General features: G+C 72.0%; 11 protein-coding genes. 8 read left to right on the top strand and 3 right to left on the bottom strand.

Translation table 11 applies throughout. The features are described from left to right. Positions 1–188 precede the first annotated feature (188 nt). Entirely contained in the window at positions 189–815 is a 627-nt protein-coding gene (locus TR50_RS21380; RefSeq protein WP_042423877.1) for a helix-turn-helix transcriptional regulator, read from the top strand. A 331-nt stretch (positions 816–1146) separates the two neighbouring features. Continuing rightward, on the top strand, positions 1147–2508 hold the full coding sequence (locus TR50_RS45680; RefSeq protein WP_152648532.1) for a lysozyme family protein: 1362 nt from the start codon (positions 1147–1149) through the stop codon (positions 2506–2508). On the opposite strand, the gene TR50_RS21370 is transcribed toward TR50_RS45680, so the two are convergent. From TR50_RS21370 to TR50_RS21355, 3 genes are all read right to left on the bottom strand, one after another. Then, positions 2468–2995, bottom strand: a complete 528-nt coding sequence (locus TR50_RS21370; protein WP_042423872.1) for a hypothetical protein — start codon at positions 2993–2995, stop codon at positions 2468–2470. The genes TR50_RS45680 and TR50_RS21370 overlap by 41 nt on opposite strands. 146 nt (positions 2996–3141) lie before the next feature. Next, entirely contained in the window at positions 3142–4125 is a 984-nt protein-coding gene (locus TR50_RS42755; RefSeq protein ID WP_052441165.1) for a helix-turn-helix transcriptional regulator, read from the bottom strand. A gap of 1652 nt (positions 4126–5777) precedes the next feature. Continuing rightward, positions 5778–6443 (bottom strand): Pvc16 family protein, encoded by a 666-nt coding sequence (locus TR50_RS21355; RefSeq protein WP_152648530.1) that lies wholly within the window; start codon positions 6441–6443, stop codon positions 5778–5780. Positions 6444–6580: 137 nt separating this feature from the next. On the opposite strand from TR50_RS21355, the gene TR50_RS21350 reads away from it, so the two are divergent. The 6 genes from TR50_RS21350 to TR50_RS46835 all read left to right on the top strand — a co-directional run bounded on the left by TR50_RS21350 (position 6581) and on the right by TR50_RS46835 (position 10383). Then, on the top strand, positions 6581–8221 hold the full coding sequence (locus tag TR50_RS21350; RefSeq protein ID WP_042423863.1) for a phage tail sheath family protein: 1641 nt from the start codon (positions 6581–6583) through the stop codon (positions 8219–8221). A gap of 63 nt (positions 8222–8284) precedes the next feature. Next, positions 8285–8758, top strand: a complete 474-nt coding sequence (locus TR50_RS21345; protein ID WP_042423860.1) for a phage tail protein — start codon at positions 8285–8287, stop codon at positions 8756–8758. 36 nt (positions 8759–8794) lie between these two features. After that, a complete protein-coding gene (locus tag TR50_RS21340; RefSeq protein ID WP_042423857.1) occupies positions 8795–9277 on the top strand; it encodes a phage tail protein in 483 nt (160 codons plus the stop codon). Positions 9278–9295: 18 nt separating this feature from the next. Beyond that, on the top strand, positions 9296–9802 hold the full coding sequence (locus TR50_RS21335; protein ID WP_042423853.1) for a phage tail protein: 507 nt from the start codon (positions 9296–9298) through the stop codon (positions 9800–9802). A gap of 21 nt (positions 9803–9823) precedes the next feature. Then, entirely contained in the window at positions 9824–10228 is a 405-nt protein-coding gene (locus TR50_RS21330) for a hypothetical protein (protein WP_042423850.1), read from the top strand. Further along, complete coding sequence (locus TR50_RS46835; RefSeq protein WP_169790436.1) at positions 10222–10383, top strand: DUF6760 family protein; 162 nt, start codon at positions 10222–10224, stop codon at positions 10381–10383. Before TR50_RS21330 ends, TR50_RS46835 begins: the two co-directional genes overlap by 7 nt. Positions 10384–11462 lie beyond the last annotated feature (1079 nt).

The following is an 11462-nucleotide window of genomic DNA, read 5'->3' as shown; positions in this document are numbered from 1 at the left end:
AAACCCAGTCCGGCGAGCACACGACCGTCCGTGTACGTACGCTTGGGGGCGGAGGCAGACCCAGCCCCGGGGCACGGGGGGAATCCCCGGTGGGGCCGCCTGCCGGAACGTCGGGAATCCAGGACCATCCAGGACCATCCAGGACCATCCGGGAACAGCGGAGCGGCCGTCGCCGTCGAGGAGTGTCGATGCCGGAACGGATCAATGTCTTCGTGTGCGCCACCGATCCCTTGTCGGAGGCGGGGCTGGCCGCCGCCGTGCGTGGCCACGCCGAGGTGTGGCTGGTCGGCGCCGGCGACGTCGCCGCCGAGACCGTGGCGGTCGTCGCGATGGAGGAGGTCGACGACGACGCGCTGGCTCTCGTCAAACGGACTCGCGCGCTGGGCACGCAGCGGGTGGTCGCCGTGGTCCACCGTCTTGACGACGCGGGCCTGCTGGCCCTGGTCGAGTCCGGCGCCTGCGGCCTGGTGCGCCGTGCGGAGGCCACGCCCGACCGTCTGGTCCAGGTGGTGCGCTCGGTCCGCGCCGGGGCCGGGGAGGTTCCCTCGGACCTGTTGGGCCGCCTGCTGGAGCAGGTATCCAGACTCCAGGACCAGGTGCTCGCCCCTCGCGGGCTCAACGTCAGCGGCCTGAGCGACCGCGAGGCCGAGGTGCTGCGTCTGGTGGCGCAGGGACTGGGCACGCACGAGATCGCGGCGCGCCTGTCCTACTCGGAGCGGACGGTCAAGAACACCCTGCACGACGTGACGAGCCGGTTCCATCTGCGCAACCGGTCGCACGCCGTCGCGTTCGCTCTGCAGTCGGGGTTGATCTGAGCGACCTCGACGGGACCGCCGCCTCGGCACGGCCGTCGGGACGGACCTGCCGGATGATGCAACGGCCGGCGCCTCCCCCGGAATTGGTCCACCGAACCGCTCGAACGGCTCAGCTGGTGCCCGCGGGATGCGCGCAGCGCCGGGCCCACGCCCTTACCGGCGTCGAGCGCCTGAAGCACACCCTGGATGACACCGCGGCGGCACCGGATGGGTCCCGGTAGGTGCATTCCCACCCACGTCCCGGATGCGACACCCACCGACCTGGGTGACGATCAGGGCAGTACACGAACGAACTGAGGGAACGGAGGGGGAACGGATGAGGGAGGTCAGTGTGGCGCGATACCGACGGGCGACCCGCCGAGCCGCCCGGCCCGCACCCGCTCCGCCGCCCAGCGGCCGGGCCCTGCGGACGACGGCGGTGGTCGGGGCGGGGTTCCTCCTCGTGGGGCTGCCGCTGGTGGCCGTCGTCTCCGATGCGCTCGGCCCGTTCACCGCTGCCGCTCCCCCGGTCCGGCCGGCCGCGTCCGCGACGTCGGCCGCAGCACCCGGTTTCGTGCTCCCGCCGGTCGACGGCGGAGGCGTCCCCGGAGCGTTGGGATACATGTACGCCGCCCCGTCCCCCGCCGCCGCCCCGCAGACTCCGGCCGGCGCCGTCCCCGCGCTGGCGCTGGCCGCGTACGAGCGGGCCGCCCAGGCACTGGCCTCGAGCCTGCCCCGTTGTCACCTGACCTGGCCGCTGCTGGCGGGCGTGGGCAAGGTCGAGTCCGATCACGCCGCAGGAGGCGAACTCCAGCCGGACGGAACGGCCGTGGCTCCGATCCTGGGCCCGGTCCTGGACGGAAGCGGCCGCAACGCCGCCGTTCATGACACCGACAAGGGCGTCCTCGACGGCGACCCGGTGTGGGATCGGGCGGTGGGACCGATGCAGATCCTGCCCTCGACGTGGCGTCAGTGGGCGGCGACCGATCGCCCCGGAGTCGCCCCCTCACCGCAGAACCTGTTCGACGCGGCGGTGACGGCGGGGCGCATCCTGTGCGCGGCGGGTGGGGATCTGAACACGCCGGGCGGCATCGAACGCGCGGTCTACGCCTACAACCACACCACGGGGTACGTCCAGGCCGTGCTGGCGTGGACCTCGCTGTACGCCACCGAGTCGCTGACGGCCCAGCAGGGCGTCCCGTCCGCCGCGTCCCCGTGGTCCGCCACGGCCCCCGCTCCGGCGCAGCCCGGGGCTCCCGTGATGCCGCCTGCCGGGGCGGGGGCAGACGCGTCGGGACGTGCCGCTCCCCCGCCGGCGCAGCCCTCCCCGGGCACGCGCACCGCTCCCGCCGCTTCGTCCCCGGCCACGATCCCGCCCGCGTCCCCGGGCACGCCGCCCGCCGCCGGGCGGCCGTCGTCGCTGCCGCCTCCGCCGTCCCGTACGCCCGCACCTGCGCGGACCACGCCGCCTGCGTGCGCCTGCCCGCCCTCGACGACCCCACCTCCCCCCACGACAGCGCCGTCGGCCACGGCCCCGCCGACGGGCGGCGGCGCGGCTTCGCCGACCCCGTGTGCCACGCCTCCGGCGCAGCCCCGGCCTCCCCCGCGCTCTCCCCCCGCGCTCTCCCCCCGGGCTCTCCTCCGGGCCTACCCGGGCAGGGTGACCGGAGGGGTCAGGCGCTGGCCTCGTAGTAGACCGCCCCGCCGCGCTTGATCCGGGCCGCCTGGCCGCGCGCGACCAGCGACTCCACGGCCGCGCGCGTGCGCTTCACCTGGCGGTCCGTGACCGAGTCCCCGAACAGGGACAGGGCCATGGTGCCGACCTTCTGGGGAAGGGTCTGACCGCTCAGGTACTCCTCCACCCGCATGGGCAGGGTCTGCTTGGCATCCGTCCGGGCGGGGCCGCCGCGGTGCTGTACCGGCACGGCGGTGGCGCCCGACGCGGCGGGCACTGCGGCCAGGAGCGACCGCATGTCGGTCGGATCCGCGGCGTCCTGCGAGGGCATGCCCGTCGGGAAAGACCCAGGCACGTACCCCTGGGTTTCCCCCAGCACCCGCCCCAGCCACTGCTCGACCTCGCGCAGCAGCACCAGCTCGGCCTGGGCCACCGCGATCCGGGTCCTCACCTCCACCAGGCGCTCCGCGATCGCCTCGACGCCCTGCCCCGTCAATGCGGATTTGCTCAGCCTCTCAGCGCTCATGTGCCACGCCCTCCTGTGCCCCTTATGTCTGCCCTTGCAAGGAAAAAGCATAGGACAGCATCAAGTTCCGGAGCCTCGGAACAGCGCTTTACGGGTTCAGCCGATGGTCCTTTTGGGTATTTCGCAGTGACCCCGCAGTGGTGGGCTCAGGCGCGGAGGGTCTGCCGGGGCGTGTCCTGGTAAGTGGCCCGGTACAGGGCGGCGAAACGGCCCTGGTGCAGAAAACCCCAGCGTGCTGCGATCTGTGCGACGGTCGAGGTCGCGGGATCGGCCGCCAGGAGTTCCCGGCGTGCGTGGTCCAGCCGCACCCGGCGCAGGTAGGCGAACGGGGTGGTCTCCAGGTGGCGGCGGAAGGCGTACTGGAGTGCGCGCGGGGTCAGGTGCACCTGGTTCGCGATGTCGCCGACGGTGAGGTCCAGGTGCGCGTGCTCCTCGATGTAGGCGGTGGCCTGTCGGACCACCGTCGGGGCGACGGTCGGCGCAGCCGCCTCGTCGGGGTCGGTGAACGTGTTGGGGAACACCGCCAGGGCCGTGGCGGCCAGCAGGCCCGTCGCGTTGGCCATGACCAGGGGCGTCATCAGCTCCGGCGCCTCCAGCAGCCCGCCCACGTAGGCGGTGGCCGCCCGCCACTGCCGCACCGAGATCTGGCTGACCGGACGCGGGCTGGTGAACCGTCTGCCGCCGCGGCAGGTGGACGGGCCGGCGAAGTGCTCCAGAAGCGACATGGGCATCACGACGCACCGCGCGTGCAGGTCCACGGTCCGGCCGCGGAACGGGATCCTGGGGGTGACGCACCACACGCCCTCGCCCGTGAACCGGTAGTCCACGCCGTCGAAACGGCATTCGGCGGCCCCGCCCATGAGTTCGGCGAAGACCGCCTGACGGGCGCTGCTGGTCGAGGTCACCTCACCGGGCAGGCGGATCCCGCAGACCCGGAACGGGCCGAGATCGGTCAACTCCAGCTCGAAGGCCCGACCGGACGCGGGCGGCGGCGAAGCCATGCGGAAACGCGTCCGCAACGCGTCGCCGATCCTGCGCGCCGCCGACTCCGGGTCGCTCGTGCTGAAGCGCCGCGTCCTCGGGCGGAAGGCCGCAGCGGCGGCCCTTCCGGAGTCGTTCGTCGACGTCAACGCCCCCTCCCTTCCCCGCGCCGACGGCGAGGCGCAGTGCCTGGCAGCGGGCAGGTATCACTCCGTACACAATCGATGCTTCTTCCACGCGGCTCCGCGTTCCACTCACGGGGTCACGGCATCACCTCGAAATTCACCCAAAGAAACCCATCAGGCAGGTGATATGCCGATTCCGCCGCCGGGCTTCGGGACTCCGCCTCTCCGGGCCGTGCGAGCGAGCCGGCGCGGCACGGACACAGCCACAGTGCAAGGGCAGCATGCGTCATGGGCAACGGAACTCACCTCGGGCAGGGGAGCCAAGGGCGCCGGTGTGGGCGCCGGCACCGCGATCAGGAGCAGCCCGCAGGGACTTGCCGGACCGCGTTCACCAGGACACCACGTGCCTGATGCCCTTGGCGGCAAGCCGGTGGCGCGGCGAACGAAGACGTTGCCGCATCGAATTCGTCCACCAAACGAACCGGCGTGGACCTCCGAGGGGGGAAGAAAAACCCATCGGAGGAGCAGCCACCTGAGCCTTTGAGTGGACGCACCCAGACATGCCCCCTCAGCCGGATGGAGGGCACACAGGGGTCGGCGGGGTGCGTGGCCGGGGAGGGGGCACTACGAATGGAGCGGGGCCGGACCCACTCCACTCCCCGTTCTCGCGCCCTCCCCCCGTTTCCCGAGGGAGCGGCAGCGATTCCCCTTTCCAGAAGGTCGAGCAGCCTGTGCGCACATTGCGGAAGTACTCCATAGTCCTGGGTGGCCTCGGGGGCATGGCATCCCTCGCCTCGATGGCCTTGGGCTCGTTGATCAGCCAAGCGACCACGCCGACCCCTGCGTCCGCCGCTGCCCCGGCCGTGGCCGGGGCGGGCGCGACGCCGCGGCCAACCGTGCCCGTCGGGTCCACGCCCACCGTGTCCATGCCCGGTGAGTCCATGCCGGGTGAGTCCGTGCCCACCAATGCGGTCCCCGCCGGAGCCGTCCCCGCAGCCGCGGCCCTGGCCTGCACGGGCCCGTGCGGCGAGCAGCAGGCCGCCCGCGCGATCGCCCAACTCAGCGGCCGGCCAACGGATGAGGTGCATGTGCGCATGCTCCCGAGCCGCAGGTGCGGCTGCGGCGGGGACCACCCCGTGCCTCCCCCTCACCACCGTCGCCCCACCGGGCCAGCAGGCCCGACGGGACCCGCGGGGCCGAAGGGGGCGACGGGACCGACGGGAGCCGCAGGACCCACCGGGGCGACCGGGGCCCTCGGCCCGACCGGAGCCGCGGGCGTTCCCGGCGTGACGGGGGCCGCGGGACCGACGGGGGTCACGGGCGCCGTCGGGGCCACCGGGGCCACGGGCGCGACCGGGGCGACCGGGGCGACGGGCGCCTCCGGAGTGAGCCGGACACAGGTCAGTGTCGGCCCCTCGTTCACGCTGCCGGTAGGCGCCACCTCGGGGACCTTCACCGTCCCCTGTCCTGTGGGGACATCAGCGACCGGGGGCGGCTACGTCCTGTCCGATCCCAGGGCGAGAGTCTTCGTGACGCAGTCGAGCCCCGCTCCGGCGGGCGGGGATCCCGTCGCCTGGCTTTTCCGAATGAGCAACGCGCCGCTTCCCGCGTCCGTGGCCGCGACGGTCACCCTCTATGTCATCTGCACGGTCTGATCACCTCCGTATGGTCGCCGGTCACTCGGCCCCGCTGTTCCCGGGCTCGCGCTCGATGATGCGGCCGCGCTGGCGCTCTCCCAGCGCGTCGGCCTGCGGTCGCGTCGGCGGGGGCCCCTGCACCGGAGTGCGGCCGACGCCGAGGTCGGTGCGAGCGGGGGCCGGGGCCAGGTCGCCCAGCGGTGGCAGGTGGAGCGGGACCAGCAGGCTGGCGTCGAGGTAGGTGTGCGGGGGGAGGCCGTGCAGGGCGCTGGGTGTTCCCCATCCGGCCTGTGCGGTCTCCTCCGGTCCCAGGACCAGGGGCAGTGGCTGGGCGGGGGGTTCGGCGAGGGTTCCGCGCAGGCAGTCCGCGGGGATTTCGAGCCGCTGGGCGCCGGCGCACAGGAGCATCCCGAGAAGCGCGTGTTCGGCGAGAGTGTCGGTGCCCCAGGCGCTGAGAAGGTAGCAGAGCCGGTAGACGACCGCTGGGCGCAGGCGTTCCACGACCCGTTTGCCGTCACGGAGTTGAAGTGACCCTTCGGCGATCCGTTCCAGGCGGACATCGCTCAGGAACGCATTGACGACAGGGGCCCCGGGGTTCCTCCCGTCCGGGTGGACCGGTTCGGGGGGTGCGAAAGACACACTCACTCCCCCCGGAAGAACCCCGTGTATCCACGCCTCGAGTGAGGCATCCACTGAGTCGATCATTTCCTCAGTATGCGAGAACACCCAAGGAGGCGCAGGATGGTTCGCAGACGGTGCGAGTCAGGGTCGACTGATCATTCGTGCACCGCTCGCCCCGGGTCTTCATTGAGTGTGCGGCGCCTGCTGCTTGGGAGGCTGATGTGTCTACGTATCTTTCCCCCGGCGTGTATGTGGAAGAGGTTTCCTCCGGGTCCAAGCCCATCGAGGGCGTGGGCACCGCGACCGTCGCCTTCGTGGGGTTGACGGAGAAGGGGCCGCTGCACGAGCCGACGCTGGTGACGAACTGGACCGAGTACGCCAGGACCTTCGGCGACTTCATCGCCGACGCCTATCTGCCCCACGCCCTGTACGGCTACTTCCTCAACGGGGGCGGCAACGCGTACGTGGTGCGCATCGGCGGCTCCGGCGCCCCCGACGGATCCGACGGGCGAGCCACAGCGGTGCCTCCCGCCGGACCCGCGGAGGCGCGGCCGCTGCCGTCACCCCCGAGGCTGCAACTGGCCGCGGGAGAGGGGACGGACAAGCCCGCGTTGACGGTGTCGGCCCGGCCGGACGCCGCGCGGTCGGGCCCGATCACGGTGAGGGTGGAGAGGCCCGGCAACGAGTCCGAGGGCGGTTTCCGGCTGGTCGTGCGCCAGGACGGCGGCCGGGAGGAGACCTTCGACAACCTGTCACTGAAGGGCCCCGGCAACGTGGTCCAGGCGGTACGCCAGCGCTCGAAGCTGATCGTGGTGGAGGAGGTCAAGGGCGTCACCGCGCTGGCCCCCGCCGTCGGGACCGAGCTGGTCCTGGAGCAGGCCACGGCCGCCGAGCCCGCAGCTCCCCCCGCGTCTGCCCCACCCGCCTCCCTCCCGGAGGAGACAGGCGTCGCAGCCCTGGACGCCGACGACTACGTCGGCGACGCGGCGGACCGGACGGGGTTCGCGGGTCTGGAGGCCGTCGAGGACGTGACGATGCTGGCGGTGCCGGACCTGATGCTGGCTCACCAGCGCGGCGTGCTGGACGAGGACGGCGTCAAGGCGGTCCAGCTGGCCATGATCGCCCACTGCGAGCTGATGGCGGACCGGGTGGCGATCCTGGACGCACCGCCCGGGATGCGGGCCCAGCAGCTGCGGGACTGGCGCATGGACACCGCCGGGTACGACTCGGCCTACGCGACGCTGTACTGGCCGTGGGTGAAGGTGATGGATCCGCTGTCGGGCAAGCCGATCACGCTGCCGCCCAGCGGGCACATGGCGGGGGTCTGGGCGCGCAGCGACGCGACGCGCGGGGTGCACAAGGCGCCCGCGAACGAGGTGCTGCGCGGCGTACTGGCACCGGAGATCGGGGTGACCCGGGGCGAGCAGAGCATCCTCAACCCCGTCGGCGTCAACTGCATCCGGTCCTTTCCCGGCCAGGGCATCCGTGTCTGGGGTGCGCGCACGCTGTCGAGCGATCCGGAGTGGCGCTACCTGAACGTCCGGCGGCTGTTCAACTTCGTGGAGAAGTCGATCCTCCAGGGCACCAACTGGGTGGTGTTCGAGCCGAACGACGAGGTGCTGTGGACGTCGGTGCGCCGCACGATCCGCATGTTCCTGCGGCAGGTGTGGCGCAGCGGCGCGTTGTTCGGCGGCCAGCCGGACGATTCCTTCTTCATCAAGTGCGACCAGGAGAACAACCCTGAGGAGAGCCGCGACCAGGGGATCTTGAATGTCGAGATCGGGATCGCGCCGGTCAAGCCGGCGGAGTTCGTGGTGTTCCGCATCTCGCAGTACTCGCAGGGCGCCGCTCTGGAGGAGTGAGCGGGACGCGAGCAGGACGGGCAGGACGTGAGCAGGACCGCGCGCAGAAAGGGATTGTGAACCATGGCAGACACGAGACAGCCGTCGGGTGTCCCCTCGGTCGTCACCGCCTCCCGCTTCCTGGTCTCGGCGGACGCGGTGAAGGTGCTGGTCTACTTCTCCGAACTGGGCGGCATCACCTCCGAGGTGGAGTCCACCGAGTACATCTCGGCCAGCAGCAACAAGGGCGAGATCGTCCACTCGCGGCAGTTCGGCAAGACCAAGCCGCCGACCGTCGTCCTCAAGCGCGGCGTGGACGGCGGAGGGGAGATGTGGGCGTGGCACCGGATGGTGCTGGAGGGTCTGGACGCGGCCCGCGTGGGGGCCACGCTGACGATGATGGACGCCGGCGGCAAGGCCCGCGGCATCTACGAGCTGACCAACGCCTGGCCCACCAAGCTCGAGGTCACCGGCATGAAGGCCGGGGCCAGCGAAGTGGTCTACGAGAGCGTCACGTTGACCTGCGACAAGATCACCTACATCGTGCCCGCGGGCTGACCGCCCGGACACCGGACGCAGAGAGGACCACCAGCCATGGCCGGCAGCGACGGCAACCAGACGATGGCGACCCCGGTCGCCATCACCGCAGCGCGCTTCATGCTCAGCTGCGACCTGCTGACGAAACCGGCGTTCTTCGCCGAACTCGGCGGGATCAGCTCCGAGGTCGAGGGCACCGAGTACATCACGGTGGAACCCGGCCAGCAGGGAAAGGTCGTCAACTACTCGAAGCAGTACGGAAAGACCAAGCCGCCGACGGTCACCCTCAAGCGCGGTGTGGACGGCAACGGCGAGATCTGGGCCTGGCACCGGAACGTGCGCAACGGTCTCGACAAGGGACGCACCCACGCGACCCTGACCATCTGCGACGCCTCCGGGACGGCTCGCGGCGCGTACCTGCTGGAGGGGCTGTGGCCCACGAAGATGGAGGTCAGCGGTCTCAAGGCCGGTGACAGCGGCGTGGTGTACGAGAACGTCACCTTCGTCTGCTCCGACATCACCTACCAGCCGGAGCAGTGACGACGAAGGAGGGCTCCGATGGCGTCTGCGACCGCCCCGCCGGCCACCCCGCCGGTGGTCACCGCCGCCCGTTTCAGGGTCACCGCGAACGCGATGTTCCGGATCAACGCGTACTTCACCGACCTGGGCGGCATCCAGTCGGAGATCGAGCCCGCGACGTACGTGATGTCCAACGCGAGGCAGGGCGGATCGACGTTGATCACCAAGCAGTTCGGCCAGGCCAAGCCGCCGGTGATCACCCTGCGGCGCGGGGTGGACGGCAGCGGCGAGATGTGGATCTGGCACCGGCTCGCGCGGATGGGTTTCGACTTCGCCAAGGTCAACGCCGCGCTGACGCTGATCGACGCCTCGGGGACGGAGCGCGGCACCTACGACCTGGAGGCCGCCTGGCCGGTGAAGGTCGAGGTCAGCGGCGTCAAGGCGGGTGCGGGCGAGGTCGTCTACGAGAGCGTCACCCTGGTCTGCGACGAGATCACGTTCTTCCCCAGCGAGCTGCTGCCGGATCTGCCCACCGTTCCGATGTAACCGAGAAGTCCGGAGAGTGACATGCAAGCGACCGAGGCCGATGCGCCCGACACCGCGATCCGCACGGTGTTCCCGTTCGTGCTGCCCCGCGGCTACGTGGACGAGTCCGGGCGGGTGCACCGCGAGGGGAGGATGCGGCTGGCGACCGCGCGCGACGAGATCGTCTCGCAGACCGACCCGCAGGTGGCCCGCAATCCCGCCTATCTGACGGTGGCCCTGCTGGCCCGCACGGTGACCGAGCTCGGCACGGTCGGCGGCGTGGACGCCCTGCTCGTCGAGAACCTCTTCGCCTCCGATCTGGCCTTCCTCCAGGACCTGTACCGCAGGATCAACCAGGAGGGGCACACCGAGGCCGCCGTGCAGTGCCCGCAGTGCTCGCACGAGTTCACGGTGGACATCGCCGGTGATGCGTCGGGGGGATGCTGACGTACACGACGCAGCGGCTGTGGGAGGAGGTCGTGTACGTGTCCTACCACCTGCACTGGTCCTTGGCCTCGGTGCTGGACCTGGAGCATCCGGTCCGCCGACGGGTGATCGCGGAGGTCAGCGAGATCAACGAGCGGCTGTCGGCGGCTGAATAGCCCGGCGTGGAGGATCGCCGGCGTGCGGGGGCGGAAGAGAAGTCGGGGGGGTCAAGGGAACAGGAGACCCCAGTGCGTTGGCCGATCAGATTCCGCGGGCCCCTTCACGAGCGGCGGCGATCCGCCCGGCCCGGCAGCGGGCCGGAACGACGGGCCCCGGAGCACGATGCCACGTCCGGCGGCGCGAGCGCGTCGGGCCGGCGCGTGCGCTCCGGGCGCGAGTGGCGTCAGTTGCCGGTGCTCCCCTTCACGGTGGAGCCGCCTCCGTTGTTGAACGGACCGGTACGGCGCTTGCCGGACATCGCCGGTACCCGCTCGCTGCTGCCCCGTCGCGTGGCCCACCCGGCCGAGGTGGACCCGCGCGACCTTCGACCGCGCGGCACTCGGCGTTCGGCGACGCCTCCGGCCGGGCCGACCGTGGGGCCCCGCCTGCTCACCGCCGACCGGAGAGCGACGGACCGGCCTGCGGACGCCGCCGCCCTGCCGAGCGCCGACACCGACACCGACACGGACGTCAGCGCGGGGGCCTACGCTCCTGCCTCCGCCCCGCGTCGGCTGCCGACCGCCGGGACGACGCACCGGGCGCCCGCGAGCCCGCGCGGGACGCTGACGCAGGCGTCGGACGCGTTCGTGGGCGAGCCCGAAGACGTCGGCTACCGGGCACCGCAGCTCTGGCGCGACATGCTCAAGTACCTTCCCGCTGCGGATGACACCGCTCTTCCGCCCCCTGCCCCGGCCCCGCCGCCCGCACCGTCCCCCGCCGAGCAGCGAGGCCACGCGCCGAGGCCGACACTGGGTCAGAGCAGGCGACGAGGCATGCGTCCGTCCCGGATGGCCTCGGCCGAGAAGGTCGCTGCCAAGGCGCAGGGCGAGACACAGGGCGAGGCACAGCCGGCTCCCCCGGCTGCCACGACGCCAGGACCGTCTCGACCCGAGCGCCTCGGCCTGGGGCCGCCCCTGCGCGCAGGCTCGGAACGGGCGCACCCCGCCGAGCCCACCCGCCCGACTACCGAGAGGAGGCCCGAGCCGCCTGCCGACGCAACGGCACCTGTCCGACCGCCCACCCAACGGGCCCGCCC

Origin of the sequence: Streptacidiphilus anmyonensis, from assembly GCF_000787855.1 — a bacterium.
In the GTDB taxonomy this organism is placed as follows: Bacteria; Actinomycetota; Actinomycetes; order Streptomycetales; family Streptomycetaceae; genus Streptacidiphilus; species Streptacidiphilus anmyonensis.
The sequence above is the reverse complement of the archived record's forward strand: the minus strand, read 5'-3'. Positions and strand labels throughout refer to the sequence as shown.